The 21,810-nt window shown below is 62.8% G+C and carries 16 protein-coding genes; 9 read left to right on the top strand and 7 right to left on the bottom strand.

All coding sequences use genetic code 11. The annotated features are described in order from the left end of the window. Window positions 1-5 precede the first annotated feature (5 nt). The 4 genes from ligA to LOY34_RS08220 form a co-directional block, all read right to left on the bottom strand. Window positions 6-2,360: an NAD-dependent DNA ligase LigA gene (ligA, locus tag LOY34_RS08235; protein WP_195883401.1), complete on the bottom strand. Its 2,355-nt coding sequence runs from the start codon at window positions 2,358-2,360 to the stop codon at window positions 6-8. Between the two features lie 80 nt (window positions 2,361-2,440). Beyond that, the gene (zipA, locus tag LOY34_RS08230; RefSeq protein WP_195883400.1) at window positions 2,441-3,310 is read right to left on the bottom strand and encodes a cell division protein ZipA; all 870 of its coding nucleotides are present in this window, start codon (window positions 3,308-3,310) and stop codon (window positions 2,441-2,443) included. Window positions 3,311-3,514: 204 nt separating this feature from the next. Further along, the gene (gene smc / locus LOY34_RS08225) at window positions 3,515-7,003 is read right to left on the bottom strand and encodes a chromosome segregation protein SMC (protein ID WP_258664548.1); all 3,489 of its coding nucleotides are present in this window, start codon (window positions 7,001-7,003) and stop codon (window positions 3,515-3,517) included. Window positions 7,004-7,005: 2 nt separating this feature from the next. Next, a complete protein-coding gene (locus LOY34_RS08220) occupies window positions 7,006-7,665 on the bottom strand; it encodes a GntR family transcriptional regulator (protein ID WP_045200438.1) in 660 nt (219 codons plus the stop codon). Between the two features lie 272 nt (window positions 7,666-7,937). On the opposite strand from LOY34_RS08220, the gene xdhA reads away from it, so the two are divergent. The 4 genes from xdhA to guaD all read left to right on the top strand — a co-directional run bounded on the left by xdhA (window position 7,938) and on the right by guaD (window position 14,042). Further along, window positions 7,938-9,392 carry a xanthine dehydrogenase small subunit gene (gene xdhA, locus LOY34_RS08215; protein ID WP_195883398.1) on the top strand — a complete coding sequence of 485 codons (1,455 nt, stop codon included), beginning with the start codon at window positions 7,938-7,940 and terminating at the stop codon, window positions 9,390-9,392. Beyond that, window positions 9,385-11,781, top strand: a complete 2,397-nt coding sequence (xdhB, locus tag LOY34_RS08210) for a xanthine dehydrogenase molybdopterin binding subunit (RefSeq protein ID WP_195883397.1) — start codon at window positions 9,385-9,387, stop codon at window positions 11,779-11,781. Before xdhA ends, xdhB begins: the two co-directional genes overlap by 8 nt. Before the next feature lie 100 nt (window positions 11,782-11,881). Beyond that, the gene (gene xdhC, locus LOY34_RS08205) at window positions 11,882-12,727 is read left to right on the top strand and encodes a xanthine dehydrogenase accessory protein XdhC (protein WP_045200432.1); all 846 of its coding nucleotides are present in this window, start codon (window positions 11,882-11,884) and stop codon (window positions 12,725-12,727) included. A gap of 10 nt (window positions 12,728-12,737) precedes the next feature. Next, on the top strand, window positions 12,738-14,042 hold the full coding sequence (gene guaD, locus LOY34_RS08200; RefSeq protein WP_258664546.1) for a guanine deaminase: 1,305 nt from the start codon (window positions 12,738-12,740) through the stop codon (window positions 14,040-14,042). Here the strand turns inward: guaD and aqpZ are convergent. Then, the gene (gene aqpZ, locus LOY34_RS08195; RefSeq protein ID WP_401288245.1) at window positions 14,039-14,731 is read right to left on the bottom strand and encodes an aquaporin Z; all 693 of its coding nucleotides are present in this window, start codon (window positions 14,729-14,731) and stop codon (window positions 14,039-14,041) included. The genes guaD and aqpZ overlap by 4 nt on opposite strands. Before the next feature lie 219 nt (window positions 14,732-14,950). After that, window positions 14,951-15,718: a GntR family transcriptional regulator gene (locus LOY34_RS08190; RefSeq protein ID WP_036994364.1), complete on the bottom strand. Its 768-nt coding sequence runs from the start codon at window positions 15,716-15,718 to the stop codon at window positions 14,951-14,953. A gap of 359 nt (window positions 15,719-16,077) precedes the next feature. Between LOY34_RS08190 and LOY34_RS08185 the strand changes: the two genes are divergently transcribed. Then, entirely contained in the window at window positions 16,078-17,427 is a 1,350-nt protein-coding gene (locus tag LOY34_RS08185; protein ID WP_045200426.1) for an NCS2 family permease, read from the top strand. A gap of 199 nt (window positions 17,428-17,626) precedes the next feature. Here the strand turns inward: LOY34_RS08185 and uraH are convergent, their stop codons facing one another. Beyond that, window positions 17,627-17,980, bottom strand: a complete 354-nt coding sequence (gene uraH, locus LOY34_RS08180) for a hydroxyisourate hydrolase (protein ID WP_010225132.1) — start codon at window positions 17,978-17,980, stop codon at window positions 17,627-17,629. A 398-nt stretch (window positions 17,981-18,378) separates the two neighbouring features. Between uraH and puuE the strand changes: the two genes are divergently transcribed. From puuE to LOY34_RS08160, 4 genes are all read left to right on the top strand, one after another. Beyond that, window positions 18,379-19,305 (top strand): allantoinase PuuE, encoded by a 927-nt coding sequence (gene puuE / locus LOY34_RS08175; protein ID WP_045200424.1) that lies wholly within the window; start codon window positions 18,379-18,381, stop codon window positions 19,303-19,305. Continuing rightward, a complete protein-coding gene (gene uraD, locus LOY34_RS08170; RefSeq protein ID WP_045200422.1) occupies window positions 19,305-19,820 on the top strand; it encodes a 2-oxo-4-hydroxy-4-carboxy-5-ureidoimidazoline decarboxylase in 516 nt (171 codons plus the stop codon). The genes puuE and uraD overlap by 1 nt, the downstream gene beginning before the upstream one ends. A 104-nt stretch (window positions 19,821-19,924) precedes the next feature. Next, complete coding sequence (locus tag LOY34_RS08165) at window positions 19,925-20,428, top strand: ureidoglycolate lyase (RefSeq protein ID WP_045200421.1); 504 nt, start codon at window positions 19,925-19,927, stop codon at window positions 20,426-20,428. 50 nt (window positions 20,429-20,478) lie between these two features. Next, a complete protein-coding gene (locus tag LOY34_RS08160) occupies window positions 20,479-21,804 on the top strand; it encodes a urate hydroxylase PuuD (RefSeq protein WP_045200420.1) in 1,326 nt (441 codons plus the stop codon). Window positions 21,805-21,810: the final 6 nt, after the last annotated feature.

Raw genomic sequence — 21,810 nt, 5'->3', positions numbered from 1 at the left:
CGCCTTTAGACCTCGATACCCTGCCCGGCCAGGAAGCTGACAAAAGCATCTTCATCCAGCACCTTCAGGCCCAGCTCATTGGCCTTGGCCAGCTTCGAGCCGGCGCCGGGGCCGGCGACCACGCAGTGGGTCTTGGCCGAGACCGAGCCCGCAACCTTGGCCCCCAGGCTTTCCAGCTTGTCCTTGGCCACGTCGCGGCTCATGCGCTCCAGCGAGCCGGTCAGCACCCAGGTCTGGCCGGCCAGAGGCAAGCCTTCGGCGACTTTCTTCTCGCTCGACCAGTGCATGCCGAAGTCGCGAAGTTGCGCTTCGATAGCCAGGGCCAGGGCGGCATTCTCAGGCACCTGGAAGAACGCGCGCACCGCTTCGGCCGGCTTGGCCGCCAGGGCCTGGCGCAGGTCGATGCCATCGGCGGCGATGATCTTCTCCAGGCTGTCGAGCTTGGCCACCAGCTTCTCGGCACCGGTGGGCCCGACCGAGGGAATATCCAGTTTGGCAATCAGCCCGGCCAAGGTGGTACTCGCAGCGAATTCGGCGCCCAGCTCGCCTTCATCCTGCAATTGCAGGCCGCGCTCAAGCAACTGGGCGATCACTGTGCGATTGTGCTGGTCTTCGAAAAAGCTGTGGATCTCGTGGGCGACTTCCAGGCCGATATCCGGCAGGTAGGTCAGCACTTGCGGCAACGCCGCCATGACCCGCTGCAACGAACCCAGCGAGCGCGCCAGGACCTTGGCGGTCTCCTCGCCCACGTCCGGGATGCCCAGTGCATAGATGAAACGCGCGAGGCCCGGCTGCTTGCTCGCCTCGATCGCCGCCAGCAAGTTCTTGCTCGACAGTTCGGCAAAGCCCTCGAGGTCGACAATCTGCTCGAACGTCAGCTGGTAGAGGTCGGCTGGCGAACGGATCAGGCCTTCATCCACCAGTTGCTCGACGCTCTTCTCGCCCAGGCCTTCGATGTCCATGGCCCGCCGCGATACATAGTGGATGATCGCCTGCTTGAGCTGCGCAGCGCAGGCCAGGCGGCCGACGCAACGGTACACGGCGCCCTCGCTGACGGTCTCCTTGCCCTTGCTGCGCTTGACCAGCTGGGTGCGCTCGACTTGCGAGCCGCACACCGGGCACGCGGTAGGAATGTGCACCGGACGGGCGTCTTCAGGGCGACGCTCGGTGACCACCTGCATGACCTGCGGAATCACATCGCCGGCGCGGCGGATGATCACCGTGTCGCCGATCATCAACCCCAGGCGCGCCACTTCGTCCATGTTGTGCAAGGTGGCATTGGACACCGTCACACCCGCCACCTTGACCGGCTTGAGCCGGGCCACGGGGGTTACCGCGCCAGTACGGCCGACCTGGAACTCGACATCCAGCACTTCGGTCAGCTCTTCCATGGCCGGGAACTTGTGGGCAATCGCCCAGCGTGGTTCACGGGCACGGAAGCCCAGCTCGCGCTGGGAAGCCAGGCTGTTGACCTTGAACACCACGCCGTCGATCTCGTAAGGCAGCTCGTTGCGCCGGGCGCCGATATCGCGGTAGTACTCCAGACACTCGGCAACGCCAGCGGCATGGCGCAGCTCGCGACTGATCGGCATGCCCCAGGCCTTTAGCTGCTCCAGGGTGCCGATATGGGTGTCGGCAATCGGCGCCGAGACCTGGCCGACGCCGTAGCAGCAGAACTCCAGCGGGCGGCTGGCGGTGATTTTCGAATCAAGCTGGCGCAGGCTGCCGGCGGCAGCGTTGCGCGGGTTGGCGAAGGTCTTGCCGCCGGCGTCGATCTGCGCCTGGTTCAAGCGCTCGAAACCGGCCTTGGACATGAACACCTCGCCGCGCACTTCCAGCACCGCCGGCCAGCCCTCACCCTGCAGCTTGAGCGGAATGTTGCGCACGGTGCGCACGTTAACGCTGATGTCTTCGCCGGTGGTGCCATCGCCACGGGTGGCGCCCTGCACCAGTTGCCCGTCGCGGTACAGCAGGCTGACCGCCAGGCCGTCGAGCTTGGGTTCGCAGCTGTAATCGACGGCGGCGCCATCACCCAGCAGGTCACCGGCCGGCAGGTCCAGGCCCTCGACCACGCGGCGGTCGAATTCGCGCAGGTCGGTTTCTTCAAAGGCGTTGCCCAGGCTGAGCATCGGCACTTCGTGACGCACCTGGCTGAACGCCGAAAGCGCCGAGCCACCGACACGCTGAGTCGGCGAGTCAGCGGTCACCAGCGCCGGGTGTTCGGCTTCCAGGGCCTTGAGTTCATTGAACAGGCGATCGTATTCGGCGTCTGGCACGCTCGGCTCATCGAGCACATAGTAGCGATAGTTGTGCTGGTCGAGCTCGGCGCGCAGTTCAAGGATTCGGGATTCGGCGGTCATGGTGTGTCGTCTCTTGCAAAGCAAAAGAGCAGCCTTGGCTGCTCTTGCGTGTTTCTTATCGCGGGGCAAGCCCGCTCCTACTAGCGCTTCTGGGTCAGCGCGCGGCGCTCGAACTCGACAATGCGCTGGCGGTAGTGCTCGATGGTCTGCGCGGTCATCACGCTGCGCTGGTCATCCTTGAGCTCGCCATTGAGTTCGTGGGCCAGCTTGCGCGCTGCCGCCACCATCACGTCGAAGGCCTGCTTGGGGTGACGCGGGCCTGGCAGGCCGAGGAAGAAGCTCACCGCGCGAGTGCTGAAGTGATCGATGTCGTCGAGGTCGAACACACCGGGCTTGACCGCGTTGGCCATCGAGAAGAGCACTTCGCCATTACCGGCCATGCTTTCGTGACGGTGGAAGATATCCATTTCACCAAAGCGCAGACCGCTTTCAAGAATGTTCTGCAGCAATGCCGGGCCCTTGAAGCCGCCTTCATCGCGGGAAATCACACTGATCACCAGTACCTCTTCAACCGGCGGCAGGTCTTTGTCCGGCGCGGAACCGTAGCCGCTGGTTTTCGGGCTTTCATCCGGGAAGTCGTCGTCGGCATTGCCAAACAGGTCCGGCTCACGCGGTTCGGCGGCCAGATTCAGGTCGCCCTGCTGAGGCTCGCTGCCGCGCTTGTTGCGCTTGCTCTTGCCGACCTTGGGTTCACGCTCACGCTCACGCCCGGCACTCATCGACGGCAGATCGTGCTCGTCCAGCGCTGGCTCTTTGTGGTTGTCGAGCACGCGCGGCTGACCGATCACTTCAGGGGAGCTGTCATCGTCCGGCAGGTTGGAAAAGCTGCGGTCCAGACGGAATTTCAACTTGCCCTTGCCGCCGCGCATGCGGCGCCAGCCGTCAAAAAGAATACCGGCAATGACAATAATGCCGATGACGATCAGCCACTCGCGCAGACCGATTTCCATGTAATCCCGTGCCTCTGTAAAAAATGCTGAAAAATAAAGGGTTTAAACCCCTTTAAAACGTGGCGCCAACTCTATGTTCTGACAGGCGTTTTACCCACGCAAAAAAATAAGTGACATTAAGCTAGCACGACCAAAGATAACTTTACACCGTCTGTCGCAACTGACAGGGCCATTTACCGCAGGTTCACGCGTTATTGCTTCAAATCAGGCGTCGACCATGGCCATCGCCTCCTCCACATCCACCGCCACCAGCCGTGAACACCCCGGTTCATGCATGGTCACGCCCATCAGTTGATCAGCCATCTCCATGGCAATCTTGTTGTGGGTGATGTAAATGAACTGCACCGTCTGGCTCATCTCTTTCACCAGCCGGGCGTAACGCCCGACGTTGGCATCGTCCAGTGGCGCATCGACTTCATCGAGCATGCAGAACGGTGCCGGGTTCAACTTGAAAATGGCAAATACCAGGGCCAGGGCGGTCAGCGCTTTCTCACCGCCCGAGAGCAGGTGGATGGTGCTGTTCTTCTTGCCCGGTGGCCGCGCCATGATCGTCACCCCTGTATCGAGTAGATCTTCGCCCGTCAGTTCCAAGTAAGCGCTGCCGCCACCGAAAACTTTTGGGAAAAGTGCCTGTAATCCGGCATTTATCTGATCAAAGGTATCTTTGAAGCGGTTGCGGGTTTCCTTGTCGATCTTGCGAATGACGTTCTCGAGGGTGTCCAGGGCTTCGACCAGATCGGCGTCCTGGGCATCCAGGTAGCGCTTGCGTTCGGACTGCTGCTGGTACTCGTCGATGGCCGCCAGGTTGATCGCACCCAGGCGCTGGATACGCGCATCGATGCGTTCGAGCTCCTGTTCGGCTTCCTGCTCGCTGGCCTGCTCGCCCAGGGTCGCCAGCACCCCTTCGAGGTCGTAACCGTCGGCGAGCAGTTGCTCCTGCAAGGTCTTGCGCCGCACGCTCAGCCCTTGCCACTCCAGGCGGTGCTGCTCGAGCTGGCCACGCAGCAACTGCGATTGCTGTTCGGCCTGGGTGCGGCGTTTTTCGGCATCACGCAGCTCGCGGTCGGCTTCGTCCATGTGCAGGCGCGCCTGACGCATCTCGTCGTCGACGCTCATGCGTTTTTCCAGCAGCTCTTCAAGCTTGAGGCGCAGCTCTTCGAGCGGTGCCTCGCCCTCCTCCAGGTTCAGGATCAGCTGTTCGCGTTTTTCGCTCAGGCGCTCGGACTGCAGCTCCAGCCGCTCCAGGGCCTGGCGGGTGGAATCGTGCTGGGCGCGCAGCGACCCCAGGCGCACGGCCAGCTGGTGGCCGTGGTCCTTGTGCTGGCGGGCTTCCTGGCGCACCCGGTCGAGGCGCTCGCGCAGGCTGTCGCGTTGGGCCAGCAACAGTTCACGCTGTTCGGTGTCCTGGGCCATCAGGTCGAGGGCTTCCTGCAGCTGCAGGCGCGACTCACCGAGGTTTTCGTGCTCGATGCTGCGTTGTTCAAGCAGCTCGGCAAGCTCTTCTTCCAGGCGCCGGCGGCGCAGGCTCAACTGCTCGGCGCGGGCCTTGCCGGCCGAGAGCCTGGCGTTGAGTTCGCTTTGCTGGCGCGCTTGGTCCTGGGCGCTGCGACGCAACTGCTCGCGGCGCTCTTCCAGTTCTTGCTGCTGCTCGCGCAGTTCCTGCAATCTGGTTTCCAGTAGCTCCAGCGCCGCTTCATGCTCTTGCAGCTCTTGGCCCAGGCGCTCCAGCTCCTGGCCACGGGCGAGTACGCCACCCTGGGCGTCGCTGGCGCGGCTGACACGCAAAAAGTGCCGGCCAACCCAGTAGCCGTCACGGCTGATCAGGCTTTGCCCGTCTGCCAGCTGAGCGCGCAAGGCCAGGGCCTGATCGAGGCTCTCCACCGGTTTGACCTGGCCGAGCCAGGGCGCCAGGTCGATGCGCCCCTCGACCTTGTCGAGCAGGCTGCCGGGAATACGCACGCCTTCGCCACGGCTGGCGAGCAGGCGCAACTCGCCCTGATCGAAGGCACTGAGGTCCAGGCCATTGAAGTCTTCGACCACTACCGCCTGCAGGTCGGCGCCGAGCACGGTTTCTACCGCAAGCTCCCAACCCGGCTCGACGCGCAGGCCTTCAGCCAGGCGCGGACGCTGCTCCAGGCCCTGCTCGCGCAGCCATTGCGCGGTGCCGGTGCCGGGGTCGAGCGCCGCCTGCTGCAGGGCTTCGAGCGAAGCCAGGCGGCCGCCCAGGCGCTGCAATTCGCCCTGGGCTTGCTGCTGGGCCTGCACCGCCTGCTGCAGTTGTTCGCGCAGGGTTTCTAGCTGCTCGACGACCTGCAGCTCTTCGAGCTGTAGTTCTTCGAGCAGCAATTCACTGCTGGCCACCTGCTCGCCCAGTTCGAGGATTGCCGCGTCTTCCGGGTCGGCGCTGAGCTGATCGCGCTCTTCGCCAAGCTTGCGCTGGCGCTCGGCCAAGCGCTCGAGGCTGGTTTCCAGCTGCTGGATGCGCGCCTGCTGCACTTCGGCCTGGCGCCGCGGTTCGGCCGAGCGGGTGTTGAAGCTGTCCCACTGCTCCTGCCAGCCGTGCATGGTGGTTTCGGCGTCTTCCAGGGTGGCGGCGGCCTCTTCGGCGGCGGCCAGGGTCAGCTCCTGCTCGGGTTCGAGCATCTGCAGCTCTTCGCCCAGGGTGGCGAGCAGGGTGCGGTCATGGCCCAGGTGCGACTCGGTTTCGAGGCGCGCGCGCTCGGCTTCCTTGAAGTCATCCTGCAACTGGCGCAAGCGCTGCTGGCCGTGCTGGATGCTCTGCTCGACCCGGGCGATATCGCCGCCAACCGAATAGAAACGCCCCTGCACCAGGTTGAAACGCTCGGACAGCTCGTGATGGCCATCACGCAGGCGCTCGATGCTGGCATCGGCATTGCGCTGCTCGGCCACCAGCGCTTCAAAGGCCACTTCCTGATCGCCAATCACCGCTTCGCGCTGGCCGACCTGATCGTTCAGGGCCTGCCAGCGCAGGGCTGCCAGTTGCGCCTTGAGCTGGCGTTCCTCGGCCTTGTATTCCTTGTACTTTTCGGCCGCCTGGGCCTGGCGATGCAGACGTTCGAGCTGGCGCTCAAGCTCTTCGCGCAGGTCGGTCAGGCGTTCGAGGTTCTCGTGGGTACGGCGGATGCGGTTCTCGGTCTCGCGCCGGCGCTCCTTGTACTTGGAGATGCCCGCCGCTTCTTCGATGAAATTGCGCAGGTCCTCGGGCTTGGCTTCGATCAGCTTGGAGATCATCCCCTGCTCGATGATCGAATAGCTGCGCGGGCCCAGGCCGGTGCCGAGGAAGATATCGGTAATGTCCCGGCGCCGGCATTTGGCGCCATTGAGGTAGTAGGTGTTCTGCCCGTCGCGGGTCACCTTGCGGCGAATGGAGATTTCCGCATACGCCGCGTACTCACCGACCAGGGTGCTGTCGGAGTTGTCGAAGACCAGTTCGATACTGGCCTGGCTCACTGGCTTGCGGCTGGTCGAGCCATTGAAGATGACGTCGGTCATCGACTCGCCGCGCAGGTTTTTCGCCGAGCTTTCGCCCATCACCCAGCGCACCGCGTCGATGATGTTGGACTTGCCGCAGCCATTGGGCCCGACCACCGCCGCCATGTTGCTGGGGAAGTTGACCGTGGTCGGGTCGACGAACGACTTGAACCCGGCCAGGCGAATGCACTTTAAGCGCATGCTCAGGCAGTCGCCAGCGCCGCCAGCACCAGCTCGCAGCTGCGCTGGCAGTACTCGGCCAATACCGTGCGGATACGCACCTGGTCTCGGGCCACCACGGCTTCGAGCAGGTTGGCGAACAACACCAGGAAGTCGTTCATGTTGGCCTTGCGCTGGTCCAGCGCCAGGTAATAGGTACGACTCATGGCCGGCTGCAGGTTCTCGACGGTTTCCTGCAGGTACGGATTGTTGGCAAACGGATAGGCGGCGCGCATCACCGCGAAGCTTTCATCGACGAAGGCGCGGATGTCCTGGCGCTCGAACGCGCCGGTCAGGCGCTGCTGGATCTTGAGGAACGGATGCAAATCGCCATCGTTGCGCCAGTTAAGGGCCACGGCGTTGCCGAGCAGGTTGTACAGCTCGCCCATCAGCGTGCACAGGCTGCGCACATTGTGCTCATTGAGCTCGGTCACATGGGCGCCACGGCGCGGCAGGATGGTCACCAGGTGGCGGCGTTCGAGGATCAACAGCGCCTCGCGCACCGAGCCACGGCTGACATTCAATGCCTGGGTGACCTTCTGCTCCTGGATCCGCTCGGCGGGCTTGAGCTCGCCGCGGATGATCCGCTCGGCCAGATAATGGGCAATTTGCTCGGAGAGGCTGTCCGGCGCCTTGAACGTCATGGTTTTCCTTCAAAATCATTGAACTGTGCACAAGCGCCGAATTGTAGCGCACTTGCCCCCGCGCCGCGCAGTGGCCATGCAGCAGAAGTTGGCACGATTGGCGCAAAAGATTCGGATCACGCAGGGCCAACTATGCTCATAACAGAGCACCTGTGAAAGGGCGGAAGCGCCACGAGAAATTTCCTGACCCAAAGGTCAGAAAATTGTTGACCTGAAAATCAAGTCTGCTTACAGTCCGCTCAACAACAATAAGTCGCTTGTGAGGCCTTCCCGTGATCCAGTTTCTACTTAACCAGGAGCTGCGCAGTGAGCATGCCCTGGACCCCAACCTGACCGTGCTCGAGTATCTTCGTGAACACCTGGGCAAGTCCGGTACCAAGGAAGGCTGCGCCAGCGGCGATTGTGGCGCCTGCACCGTAGTGGTCGGCGAGCTGGCCGAGGGCGAGGACGGCGGCGAGCACATTCGCTACCGCAGCCTCAACTCGTGCCTGACTTTTGTCTCCTCGCTGCACGGCAAACAGCTGATCAGCGTCGAAGGGCTCAAGCACCAGGGCAAGCTGCACAGCGTGCAACAGGCCATGGCCGATTGCCACGGCTCGCAATGCGGCTTCTGTACTCCGGGCTTTGTCATGTCGTTGTTCGCCCTGCAAAAGAACAGCGACGCACCCGATCTGCACAAGGCCCAGGAAGCCCTGGCCGGCAACCTCTGCCGCTGCACCGGCTACCGGCCGATCCTCGCCGCCGCCGAGCAGTCGTGCTGCCAGGCCCAGCCGGATCAGTTCGACAGCGGCCAAGCGCAGACCATCGCCCGCCTCAAAGCCATCGCCCCAAGCGAAACCGGCGAGCTCAACAGCGGCGACAAGCGCTGCCTGGTGCCGCTGACCGTGGCCGACCTGGCCGAGCTGTACGGTTCGCACCCCGAAGCCCGCTTGCTGGCCGGCGGCACCGACCTGGCGCTGGAAGTCACCCAGTTCCACAAAACCCTGCCGGTGATGATCTATGTCGGCAACGTCGCCGAACTCAAGCGCATCGACACTCAAGCCGAACACCTGGAAATCGGCGCGGCCACGCCATTGACCGACTGCTACGACGCCCTGAGCCGCGAATACCCGGATTTTGGCGAACTGCTGCACCGCTTCGCCTCGCTGCAGATCCGCAACCAGGGCACCCTGGGCGGCAACATCGGCAACGCCTCGCCGATCGGCGACTCGCCGCCCCTGCTGATTGCCCTGGATGCGCAGATCGTCCTGCGCAAAGGTGACAACACCCGCACCCTGGCCCTGGAAGACTACTTCATCGACTACCGGATCACCGCGCGTCAGGAAAGCGAGTTCATCGAGAAGATCATCGTGCCACGGTCCCGCGCCGACTGGGCGTTCCGCGCCTACAAGGTGTCCAAGCGCCTGGACGATGACATCTCGGCAGTCTGCGCGGCATTCAACCTGCGTATCGAGAACGGTGTTGTCGGCGCAGCGCGCATCGCCTTCGGCGGCATGGCGGCGATTCCCAAGCGCGCCCGCGCCTGCGAAGCGGCGCTGGTCGGCAAGGCCTGGAACCAGGCCAGCGTCGAGCGCGCCTGCCAGGCCCTGGCCGAAGACTTCACGCCGCTCTCGGATTTCCGGGCGAGCAAGGAATACCGCCTGCTCAGCGCGCAGAACCTGCTGCGCAAGTACTTCATCGAACTGCAAACGCCGCACATCGAAACTCGGGTGACCGCTTATGTCTAACCATCACGTCGCCAAAAGCCAGGCCGAAATGGCAGAACTGTTCAGCCAGGACCTGACCACCGGGGTCGGCCGCAGCCTCAAGCACGACAGTGCCGACAAACATGTGTCGGGCGAAGCGGTGTATATCGATGACCGTCTGGAATTTCCCAACCAGTTGCATGTGTATGCGCGCCTGTCCGACCGCGCCCACGCCCGAGTGCTGAGCATCGACACCAGCCCCTGCTACGCCTTCGAGGGCGTGCGCATCGCCATCACCCATGAAGATGTGCCGGGCCTCAAGGACATCGGCCCGCTGCTGCCCGGCGACCCGCTGCTGGCGATCGACACCGTCGAGTTCGTCGGCCAGCCAGTGGTTGCCGTCGCTGCCCGTGACCTGGATACCGCGCGCCGCGCAGCGATGGCCGCGATCATCGAGTACGAAGACCTGGAGCCGGTGCTGGACGTGGTCGAGGCGCTGCGCAAGAAGCACTTCGTGCTCGACAGCCACACCCACCAGCGCGGCGATTCGGTCAGCGCCCTGGCCAGCGCCCCGCACCGCCTGCAGGGCAGCCTGCACATCGGCGGCCAGGAGCACTTCTACCTGGAAACCCAGATCTCTTCGGTGATGCCCACCGAAGACGGCGGGATGATCGTCTACTGCTCGACCCAGAACCCCACCGAAGTGCAAAAGCTGGTGGCCGAAGTGCTCGACGTGCCGATGAACAACATCGTCGTCGACATGCGCCGCATGGGCGGCGGTTTCGGCGGCAAGGAAACCCAGGCGGCAAGCCCCGCCTGCCTGTGCGCGGTGATTGCCCACCTCACCGGCCAGCCGACCAAGATGCGCCTGCCGCGGGTCGAGGACATGCTGATGACCGGCAAGCGCCACCCGTTCTATATCGAGTACGACGTCGGCTTCGATGACAACGGCCGCCTGCATGGCATCAATTTCGACCTGGCCGGCAACTGCGGTTGCTCGCCGGACCTCTCGGCCTCGATCGTCGACCGTGCGATGTTCCACGCCGACAACGCCTATTACCTCGGCGATGCCACCATCCACGGCCACCGTTGCAAGACCAACACCGCCTCCAACACTGCCTACCGTGGCTTCGGCGGCCCGCAAGGCATGGTCGCCATCGAGGAGGTGATGGACCATATCGCCCGCCACCTGGCCCTCGACCCGCTGGCGGTGCGCAAGGCCAACTACTACGGCAAGACCGAGCGCAACGTCACCCACTACTACCAGACCGTCGAGCACAACATGCTCGAAGAGATCACTGCCGAGCTCGAAGCCAGCAGTGACTACGCCGAGCGCCGCGAATCGATCCGCCGCTTCAACGCCAACAGCCCGATCCTGAAAAAAGGCCTGGCGCTGACCCCGGTAAAATTCGGCATCTCGTTCACCGCCAGCTTCCTCAACCAGGCCGGCGCCCTGGTGCATATTTACACCGATGGCAGCATTCACCTGAACCACGGTGGCACCGAGATGGGCCAGGGCCTGAACACCAAGGTCGCGCAGGTGGTAGCCGAAGTGTTCCAGGTGGATTTCCAGCGTATCCAGATCACCGCGACCAACACCGACAAGGTGCCCAACACCTCGCCGACCGCGGCTTCCAGCGGCGCCGACCTGAACGGCAAGGCGGCGCAGAATGCCGCCGAGATCCTCAAGCAGCGCCTGACCGAATTTGCCGCACGCCAGTACAAGGTCAGTGAAGAGGACGTCGAATTCCGTAACGGCCATGTGCGCGTGCGCGATGAAATCCTCAGTTTCGAAGCGCTGGTACAACAGGCCTATTTCGCCCAGGTGTCGCTGTCGAGCACCGGTTTCTACAAGACCCCGAAGATCTATTACGACCGCAGCCAGGCCCGCGGCCGGCCGTTCTACTACTTCGCCTTCGGCGCAGCCTGCGCCGAGGTGATCGTCGACACCCTGACCGGCGAGTACAAGATGCTGCGCACCGACATCCTGCACGACGTCGGCGCCTCGCTGAACCCGGCCATCGACATCGGCCAGGTCGAGGGTGGTTTCATCCAGGGCATGGGCTGGCTGACCACCGAAGAGCTGGTGTGGAACGCCAAGGGCAAGCTGATGACCAACGGCCCGGCCAGCTACAAGATCCCGGCGGTAGCGGATATGCCGGTGGATTTGCGGGTGAAACTGGTGGAAAACCGCAAGAACCCGGAAGACACGGTGTTCCATTCCAAGGCCGTGGGCGAGCCGCCGTTCATGCTCGGCATTGCCGCCTGGTGCGCGATCAAGGACGCCGTGGCCAGCCTTGGCGATTACCGCGTGCATCCGCTGATCGATGCGCCAGCGACGCCGGAGCGGGTGCTCTGGGGCTGCGAGCAGATGCGCAAGGCGCTGGCGGCGCAGCAGCCTGCTGCCGAGGTTGAGACAGTCGCTCCGTAGGGCGCCAATCGCGGGTCAAGCCCGCTCCCACAGTGGACTACTGTGGGAGCGGGCTTGACCCGCGATGAGGCCAGAACAGGCACCACATAGGTAACTGAACATGCACACCTGGATCAACGCCCTGTCCGACCTGCAGTCCCGCGGCGAGCCCTGCGTACTGGTGACGATCATCGAAGAGCGCGGCTCGACGCCGCGCAACGCCGGCTCGAAGATGGTCGTCAGCGCCGAGCAGTTGTTTGACACCATCGGCGGTGGCCACCTGGAATACAAGGCCATGCATATCGCCCGGCAAATGCTCGCCGAGCGCCGCGAAGCGCCGCACCTGGAGCGCTTCAGCCTCGGTGCCAGCCTCGGCCAGTGCTGCGGCGGTGCCACCGTGCTGCTGTTTGAGCCGATGGGCCAGGTTCAGGCGCAGATTGCCGTCTTCGGCGCAGGCCATGTCGGCCGCGCTCTGGTACCCTTGCTCGCCGCCCTGCCCTGTAAGGTGCGCTGGATCGATTCGCGCGAGCAGGAATTCCCCGAGAGCATTCCCGCCGGGGTCAGCAAGATCGTCAGTGAAGAGCCGGTGGATGAAGTCGATGAGCTGCCCGCTGGCAGCTACTGCATCGTCATGACCCATAACCATCAACTGGATCTGGAACTGACCGCGGCGATCCTCAAGCGCAATGATTTCACCTGGTTCGGCCTGATCGGCTCAAAGACCAAACGCGTCAAGTTCGAGCATCGCCTGCGCGAGCGCGGCTTTGCCGAGGAGCGCCTGCAGCGCATGCGTTGCCCGATGGGCATCGCCGAGGTCAAGGGCAAGCTGCCGATCGAGATTGCCGTGTCGATTGCCGCAGAAATCATTGCCACCTACAACGCAAGCTTTGGCCAGCACAACAACGCTGCCAACGCCGGCCCCATTGCCCAATTGCTGCCGCCATCACGGCGCAGCCAAGCCATATGACGAGAGCCCTATGAGCGCAACCCGCAAAGCCTACCGTGCCGCCATCCTGCACAGCATCGCCGACCCTGCTGAAGTAGGCGTCGAAGCCTCCTATCAGTATTTCGAAGACGGCCTGCTGGTGATCGACAACGGCAAGATCAGCGCTGTCAGCCATGCCCGCGACCTGCTGCCGAGCCTGGCCGCCGACATCGAGGTCGAGCACCATCAGGACGCCTTGATCACCCCGGGCTTTATCGACACCCATATCCATTTCCCGCAGACCGGCATGATCGGTTCCTACGGCGAGCAGCTGCTGGATTGGCTCAACACCTACACCTTCCCCTGCGAAAAGCAGTTCGCCGAAAAGGCGCATGCCGACAAAGTCGCGAAAATCTTCGTCGAGGAACTGCTGCGCAACGGCACCACCACCGCCCTGGTGTTCGGCAGCGTGCACCCGGAATCGGTCAATGCCTTCTTCGAAGAAGCCGAGCGCCTGGACCTGCGGATGATCGCCGGCAAGGTGATGATGGACCGCAACGCCCCGGACTACCTGACTGACACCGCCGAATCCGGATATGTAGAAAGCAAGGCGCTGATCGAGCGCTGGCATGGCAAGGGCCGCCTGCACTACGCAGTGACCCCGCGTTTTGCGCCGACCAGCACCCCGGAGCAACTGGCCCTGGCCGGCCAGCTGCTGGGCGAATACCCCGACCTGTACATGCACACCCACCTGAGCGAGAACCTCAAGGAGATCGACTGGGTCAAGGCGCTGTTCCCGGAGCGCAAGGGCTACCTCGACGTCTACGATCACTACAAGCTGCTCGGCCAGCGCTCGGTGTTCGCCCACGGCGTACACCTGTGCGACGACGAATGTCAGCGCCTGGCCGAAACCGGCTCGGCCGTGGCCTTCTGCCCGACTTCCAACCTGTTCCTCGGCAGCGGCCTGTTCAACCTGCCGCAGGCCGAGAAGTTCAAGGTCAAGGTCGGCCTGGGCACCGACGTCGGCGCCGGCACCAGCTTCTCGCTGCTCAATACCCTGAACGAAGCCTACAAGGTCATGCAGTTGCAGGGCGCGCGCCTGAGCCCGTTCAAGTCACTGTACCTGGCAACCCTGGGCGGCGCCCGGGCGCTGAGCCTGGATGACCGTATCGGCAGCCTGCAGCCGGGCAACGATGCCGACTTCGTGGTCCTCGACTACAAGGCCACGGCGTTGATGGACTACCGCATCCAGCAGTCCAACAGCATCGACGAGACGCTGTTCGTGCTGATGACCCTGGGCGATGACCGCACCGTCAAGCAGACCTTCGCTGCCGGGCGCTGCGTGCATCAGCGCTAAGGCTCGCGGAACAGCCCCTTGTACAGCGCGCCGCCGATCACCGCCCCGATCAGCGGCGCGACCCAGAACAGCCACAGCTGCTGCAACGCCCAGCCACCGACGAAAATCGCCGGGCCGGTGCTGCGCGCCGGGTTCACCGAGGTATTGGTGACCGGTATCGAGATCAGGTGGATCAAGGTCAGCGCAAGGCCGATGGCAATCGGCGCAAAGCCTGCCGGGGCACGGCTGTCGGTGGCGCCCATGATGATCAGGATGAACATCGCGGTCATCACCACTTCACTGGCAAAGCCTGCCGCCAATGAGTAGCCGCCGGGGGAATGCTCGGCATAGCCGTTGGACGCCAGCCCCGCCGACAACTCGAAACCGGCCTTGCCGCTGGCAATGAAGTAGATCACCGCCGCACCGAGAATTGCCCCGATCACCTGGGCGATGACGTAGGGCAGCAGGTCTTTGAGTGGAAACCGCCCACCCACCACCAGCCCGACCGACACTGCGGGGTTGAGGTGGCATCCGGAAATATGGCCAATGGCGAAAGCCATGGTCAGCACGGTCAGGCCGAAGGCCATGGCCACTCCGACCAGGCCGATACCAATGGGGAACGAGGCGGCGATCACCGCACTGCCGCAGCCACCCACCACCAGCCAGAATGTCCCGATCAGTTCAGCACCCATGCGTTTGCTCAGGGGCATCGACATATACCAGTCCTCAAGTAGTTGAAGTTCTACGCAAAGCGCGCAAGCCCAACTGCTTGATGAAGGTTTGCGGTGGATCAGGTGAGAATCTAGCAGAGGCTGGATAACCTGCCAGTGGCCTGAAACGCATCGCGGGGCAAGCCCGCTCCCACAGGAGCTCTGTGGGAGCGGCGGTGCGACGATTCGACTTGCCCCGCGATTTGATGTTACTGGCCTTCAACCCTTGAGCGGTGCAACCCCACCCCGCTTCTTGGTTTGCAGCAGGTGCGAGAACACCGCGTGCAGGTCATCCGAAGCGCTGTCTTCGTCGAGGTTGAGCTTGCTGTCGATGTGGTCCATGTGGTGCATCATCAGGCTCACCGCCTGGTTGACGTCACGGGCCTCGATGGCGTCGATCAGTTGCATGTGCTCGTCGTAGGAGCAGTGCGAGCGGTTGCCGCTTTCGTACTGGGCGATGATCAGCGAGGTTTGCGACACCAGGCTGCGCTGGAAGCTGATCAACGGGGCGTTGCCCGCCGCTTCCGCCAGTTTCAGGTGGAACTCGCCAGACAGGCGAATGCCGGCACCGCGATCGCCACGGGAGAAGCTGTCGCGCTCTTCGCGGACCATCTGGCGCAGTTCGTTGAGTTGCTCGGCGGTGGCGTGCTCGACCGCAAGCTCGGTGATCGCGCGCTCTACCATGCGCCGCGAGAAGAACACTTGGCGGGCCTCTTCGACCGTCGGGCTGGCCACTACCGCGCCGCGGTTGGGCCGCAGCAGCACCACGCTTTCGTGGGCCAGGCGCGACAGCGCACGACGGATGATGGTGCGGCTGACGCCGAAGATCTCGCCCAGGGCTTCCTCGCTCAACTTGGTACCCGGCGCCAGACGCTGCTCGAGGATGGCCTCGAAAATGTGCGCGTAGACGATATCGTCCTGGGTTCCGCTACGACCGGCCTTGCCGGTACGCACTGGTTTCTTGAGAGGTTGCAGCTGTTCGTTCATGGGCACTCGAGCACGGAGATCCGCCAGTCGGACCCTGACTGTAATACCAGCCAGAGGGGCGATGGCAAGTCCTGGTAAGAAAATTAAACGATTAAGGTATTGGCACATTGTACACAGCCGCAGGGATTTCTGCAGGTGCCGATGGCCTTTATAGCTACGCCTGCAAATTATCTGGCCACAACAACGAAAACATTATTTGCATTCTTTGTATACAAACGCATAATCCATCCGTGCAACTTCCTGACCCAGAAGTCAACAAACGGTCCGGTGGCCTGCCATCCCATCCGCCTCACAGAGCCCCCCAGTGCGTGCGCAGGACTGGCTCTGGAAAACAAGAAAAGACTTGAGGAGTACACGCTGTGGAAAGCCGCAAATCCGACGCCCCTACGCTGGATCTTGCCCCACCGCTCGAAACGAGCTGGCTGGAGCGGATTTTCAAACTCAAGCTACATGGCACCACCGTCAAAACCGAGATGATCGCCGGGTTGACCACCTTCATCACCATGGCCTACATCATTTTCGTCAACCCCAACATCATGGCCGATGCCGGCATCGATCACGGTGCGGCGTTTGTCGCCACCTGCATCGCTGCCGCCCTCGGCTGCCTGTTGATGGGCCTGTACGCCAACTGGCCGGTCGGCCTGGCACCGGGCATGGGCCTGAACGCCTTCTTTACCTACACCGTGGTCGGGACCATGGGCTACACCTGGGAAGCCGCGCTGGGCGCGGTATTTGTCTCCGGGGTGCTGTTCATGCTGCTGACTTTGTCGCGGGTGCGCGAATGGCTGCTCAACAGCATTCCGGTCAGCCTGCGCCATGCCATGGGTGCCGGCGTCGGATTGTTCCTCGGACTGATCGGTCTTAAAACCGCAGGGATTGTCGTCGACAGCCCGGCGACCCTGATCAAGCTCGGCTCGCTGCACGAGCCCGGCCCGCTGCTGGCAGCCATCTGCTTTCTGATGATCGCGGTGCTCAGCTACCACCGGGTGTTCGGCGCGATCCTGATCAGCATCATCAGCGTCACCCTCGCCGGCTGGGGCCTGGGCCTGGTCGAGTACGGCGGCTTGTTCTCGCTGCCGCCGAGCCTGGCCCCGACCTGGATGGCCATGGATGTTGCCGGGGTGTTCAACGTCAGCATGATCGCGGTAGTGTTTGCCTTCCTCTTCGTGCACATGTTCGACACCGCCGGCACCCTGATGGGCGTGGCCCAGCGGGCCGGCCTGGTAAATGCCGACGGGCGCATCGAGAACCTGTCACGGGCGCTTAAAGCAGACAGCGCCTCGAGCGTGTTCGGGGCGGTGGTTGGTGTACCGCCGGTGACCAGCTACGTAGAAAGTGCGGCAGGTGTCGCCGCCGGCGGCCGTACCGGGCTGACCGCGGTGGTAGTCGGCCTGTTCTTTATCGCCGCAATGTTCTTCGCCCCGCTGGCCGGGATGATTCCTGCCTACGCCACGGCTGGCGCGCTGATCTATGTGGCGATGCTGATGATGGGCAGCATGGCCCACATCAACTGGGATGAAGCCACTGACAGCATCCCGGCGATCGTCACTGCGATCATGATGCCGCTGACCTTCTCGGTCGCCGACGGCATCGCCCTGGGCTTTATCACCTATGTGGTGCTCAAGGCCGGGACCGGACGCTACAAGGAGATCTCGGCCAGCCTGTGGGTACTGACGGCGATCTTCATTGCCAAGTTCGTGTTCCTCTAACACGGCACACTGCGACAACAGGGCCTCACCTTCGGGTGGGGCTTTTTGTTGTGTGTGAGGGACCTATCGCGGGTCAAGCCCGCTCCTACACCTGTGGGAGCGGGCTTGACCCGCGATGAGGCCGCAGAAAAATCACAGGCAAAAAAAAGCCCGCAGTGTGAGCGGGCAAGGGACCTACGAAGATTCTTCTAGCGACCAACTAGCTTCCACGATAGGTCGAGTAACTGTAAGGCGAGATCAACAGCGGCACGTGGTAGTGATCCTGTTCGGCGCTGATGCCGAAACGCAGTACCACCACGTCAAGAAAAGCAGGCTCGGGCAGTTGTACGCCGCGGGCACGGTAGTAGTCGCCGGCGCTGAACTGCAGCTGGTAAACGCCGCTGCGGTAATCATCGCCTTGCAGCAGCGGTGCGTCGCAACGGCCATCGCTGTTGGTCAGGGTAGTGTTCACCAGTTCCAACTGCTGGCCTTCGACCCGGTAGAGCTCGACCTTGATCGAGCTGCCAGGGCAGCCATGAGCGGCATCCAGTACATGCGTGGTCAAACGTCCCATTGCTTGCTCGCCTCTGTTCTATCTGTGGGCAAAAAATACCCGCACGCCAGCGTCAGGAAGCCCGACAACGTGCGGCTGTCGGATTATTAAGACATTTTTCTATAAAATTGTACACAATAATTCGGTATTCTTTCCTGGCACGCCGCTCATCCCCTGTAAATAGGCCATCAGTCGCAAAACCACGCCAATAGCCGACGCATCCGTCATTAGCTGACCGATCAGGCAGGTTTCTTGCAGGGCTCCTTATAGAGGTGGGAGTGGCCAAAAAGGCAAAGAAAAGCGAAAAAACAGGCTTACAAATCGCAAACAAAGTTGTATACAATCATTCCATCGTCGTGGCCGATACCCTACCCGGGTGCCCACGCCCTCCGTATTCACGTACAAGAAGGAAGACTGCAGTGAGCGCTGATTATCCTCGCGACCTGATCGGTTACGGCAACACCCCACCTCATCCGCGCTGGCCGGGGAATGCCCGCATTGCTTTGTCTTTCGTGCTCAACTACGAAGAAGGTGGCGAGCGCAACATCCTTCACGGTGACAAAGAGTCCGAAGCCTTCCTCTCGGAAATGGTCGCCGCCCAGCCGCTGCAGGGCGCGCGCAACATGAGCATGGAATCGCTGTACGAGTACGGCAGCCGTGCCGGCGTCTGGCGCCTGCTCAAGCTGTTCAAGGACACCGGCGTACCGCTGACCATCTTCGCCGTGGCCATGGCCGCCCAGCGCCATCCGGACGTGATCCGCGCCATGGTCGAAGCCGGCCACGAGATCTGCAGCCACGGCTACCGCTGGATCGACTACCAGAACATGGACGAGGCCCAGGAACGCGAGCACATGCTCGAAGCCATCCGCATCCTCACCGAACTCACTGGTGAACGGCCGCTGGGCTGGTACACCGGCCGTACCGGGCCGAACACCCGGCGCCTGGTGATGGAGGAAGGCGGCTTCCTCTACGACAGCGACACCTACGACGACGACCTGCCTTACTGGGAACGCAACAACCCCACCGACAAGCCGCACCTGGTGATCCCCTACACCCTGGACACCAATGACATGCGCTTCACCCAGGTACAGGGTTTCAATTGCGGCGAGCAGTTCTTCCAGTACCTCAAGGACGCCTTCGATGTGCTCTACGAAGAAGGCGCCGAGGCGCCGAAAATGCTCTCGATCGGCCTGCACTGCCGCCTGATCGGTCGCCCGGCGCGCCTGGCTGCGCTCAAGCGCTTCGTCGAGTACGCCAAGAGCCATGACCAGGTCTGGTTCGCCCGGCGCGTGGACATCGCCCGTCACTGGCATGCCACCCACCCTTTCCAAGCCGAGAACGCCTAATGACCGCATTCAAGACCCTGAAGCCTTCGACCCTGGACCGCACAGCGTTTGTCGAAGCCTTCGCCGACATCTACGAACACTCGCCATGGGTTGCCGAAAAGGCCTACGACCTCGGCCAGTTGCACGAAGCCGACCAGATCGAAGCCCTGCACCAGCGCATGAGCGACATCCTCCTGAGCGCCGACCACGCCGCCCAGCTGGCGCTGATCAATGCTCACCCGGACCTCGCCGGCAAGGCCGCGATCCAGGGTGAGCTGACCGAATCGAGCACCAATGAACAGGCCGGCGCCGGTATTCACCAGTGCACCGCCGAAGAGTTCGAGCGTTTCACCGAACTCAACGATGCCTACAAAGAAAAGTTCAAGTTCCCGTTCATCATGGCGGTCAAAGGCAGCAACCGGCACCAGATCCTCGCCGCCTTTGAAAAGCGCATCCACAACTCGGTCGAGGCCGAGTTCAAGGAAGCGCTGGCGCAGATCAACCTGATTGCCCTGTTCCGCCTGCTGCAGCTTTAAGGGCGTCGACCGCCGGGCTGGCCCGAGTGCGCGACGCGAGCGTACCCAGGGCCTGACCGGCGCCACAACGGCACCCTCCACAACACAGAATAAAGAGAATCCGCATGCGCACTTTAGTGATTGAGCCCCTGAGCAAAGAAGCCTTCGCCCCTTTCGGTGACGTGATCGAAACCGACGGCAGCGACCACTTCATGATCAACAACGGCTCGACCATGCGCTTCCATCGTCTGGCCACGGTCGAAACCGCACAACCCGACGACAAGGCGATCATCAGCATCTTCCGCGCCGATGCGCAGGACATGCCCCTGACCGTACGCATGCTGGAGCGCCATCCGCAGGGCAGCCAGGCTTTCATTCCGCTGCTCGGCAACCCCTTTCTGATCGTGGTCGCGCCCGTTGGCGATGCACCTGTATCAGGCCTGGTCCGTGCCTTCATCAGTAATGGAAGGCAGGGCATCAATTACCATCGCGGCGTCTGGCACCACCCGGTGCTGACGATCGAAAAGCGGGATGACTTCCTGGTGGTTGATCGCAGTGGCACTGGCAACAACTGCGATGAGCATTTTTTCAATGAGGATGAGCAATTGATCCTCGCCCCCCACCAATAAGAGAAGACCTGAGCGCCCGGCTACAGGGTGCCAGGGTAGAGGTAAAGACTGTGGAAGCACATCTGTTGGAATGGCTGAACCTGAGCGTGCGTTGGGTTCACATGATCACTGGCGTGGCATGGATTGGCGCGTCGTTCTACTTTGTCTGGCTGGAAAACAACCTCAACCGGGCCAACCCGCGCGACGGTCTGTCCGGCGATCTCTGGGCGATTCACGGTGGCGGGATCTACCACCTGGAGAAGTACAAGCTGGCTCCGCCAAAAATGCCGGAGAACCTGCACTGGTTCAAATGGGAAGCCTACTTCACCTGGATGTCGGGTATCGCCCTGCTGTGCCTGGTGTTCTACTGGAACCCGACCCTCTACCTGCTGGCCCCTGGCAGCACCCTGAGCGGTGGTGAAGGGATTGCCATCGGTGTCGGTTCGCTGATCGCCGGCTGGTTCATCTACGACTTCCTCTGCGACTCGCCACTGGGCAAGCGCCCTGGCCTGCTCGGCCTGGTCCTGTTCGTGCTGGTCATTGCCGCCTGCTACGGCTTCAGCCAGGTGTTCAGCGGCCGCGGCGCGTACCTGCACACCGGCGCGATCATCGGCACCATCATGGTCGGCAACGTGTTCCGCATCATCATGCCGGCCCAGCGTCAGCTGGTGGCCGCCATCGAAGCCAACCAGACCCCCGACCCGCTGCTGCCGGCCAAGGGCCTGCTGCGTTCGCGACACAACAACTACTTCACCCTGCCGGTGCTGTTCATCATGATCAGCAACCACTTCCCGAGCACCTATGGCAGCCAGTACAACTGGTTGATCCTGGGCGGTATCGCGGTGGCTGCGGTGTTGGTGCGTCACTACTTCAACACCCGTCATGACAGCAACAAGTACGCCTGGACCCTGCCGGTCGGCGCCCTGGCGATGATCTGCCTGGCTTACGTTACCGGCCCTGCGCCGATGCCGACTGCGCCACAGCAGGCCGCCGCCAAGGTTGAGTACCAGCCGCTGCCGGAAACCGCCCTGGGTGGCAAGACCGCTGCCGAGAAAGCCGCCGAACAAGCTGCCGCCCCTGCCCAGCCAGCCGCCCCTGCTGCTGCCCCGGCCGAGGCCACCGCCAAGCTCGACGATGCCGGTTTCGACAAGATCCACAGCGTCATACAGGAACGCTGCGCGGTGTGCCATTCGGCCAAGCCGACCAGCCCGCTGTTCAGCGCCGCCCCTGCCGGGGTGATGCTCGATACCCCGCAGCAGATCCAGCAACAGGCCGCGCGCATCCAGGCGCAAGCGGTAGCCACGCAGATCATGCCCCTGGGCAACATCACGCAGATGACCCAACAGGAACGTGAACTGATTGGCGCCTGGGTCGCCAAGGGAGCACCGACCAACTAAGGCAGC

This window comes from Pseudomonas sp. B21-009 (assembly GCF_024749345.1).
In the GTDB taxonomy this organism is placed as follows: Bacteria; Pseudomonadota; Gammaproteobacteria; order Pseudomonadales; family Pseudomonadaceae; genus Aquipseudomonas.
This window is presented reverse-complemented; position numbering and strand designations above follow the sequence as displayed.

Bases quoted from the DNA above. Each gene is read 5' to 3' on its own strand.
- uraH (WP_010225132.1), bottom strand. From the start codon at position 17,980: ATGGGACGTTTGACCACGCATGTACTGGATGCCGCTCATGGCTGCCCT.
- xdhB (WP_195883397.1), top strand. From the start codon at position 9,385: ATGTCTAACCATCACGTCGCCAAAAGCCAGGCCGAAATGGCAGAACTG.
- LOY34_RS08220 (WP_045200438.1), bottom strand. From the start codon at position 7,665: ATGACGTTCAAGGCGCCGGACAGCCTCTCCGAGCAAATTGCCCATTAT.
- aqpZ (WP_401288245.1), bottom strand. From the start codon at position 14,731: ATGCCCCTGAGCAAACGCATGGGTGCTGAACTGATCGGGACATTCTGG.
- LOY34_RS08165 (WP_045200421.1), top strand. From the start codon at position 19,925: ATGCGCACTTTAGTGATTGAGCCCCTGAGCAAAGAAGCCTTCGCCCCT.
- smc (WP_258664548.1), bottom strand. From the start codon at position 7,003: ATGCGCTTAAAGTGCATTCGCCTGGCCGGGTTCAAGTCGTTCGTCGAC.
- ligA (WP_195883401.1), bottom strand. From the start codon at position 2,360: ATGACCGCCGAATCCCGAATCCTTGAACTGCGCGCCGAGCTCGACCAG.
- zipA (WP_195883400.1), bottom strand. From the start codon at position 3,310: ATGGAAATCGGTCTGCGCGAGTGGCTGATCGTCATCGGCATTATTGTC.
- guaD (WP_258664546.1), top strand. From the start codon at position 12,738: ATGAGCGCAACCCGCAAAGCCTACCGTGCCGCCATCCTGCACAGCATC.
- uraD (WP_045200422.1), top strand. From the start codon at position 19,305: ATGACCGCATTCAAGACCCTGAAGCCTTCGACCCTGGACCGCACAGCG.
- xdhC (WP_045200432.1), top strand. From the start codon at position 11,882: ATGCACACCTGGATCAACGCCCTGTCCGACCTGCAGTCCCGCGGCGAG.
- LOY34_RS08190 (WP_036994364.1), bottom strand. From the start codon at position 15,718: ATGAACGAACAGCTGCAACCTCTCAAGAAACCAGTGCGTACCGGCAAG.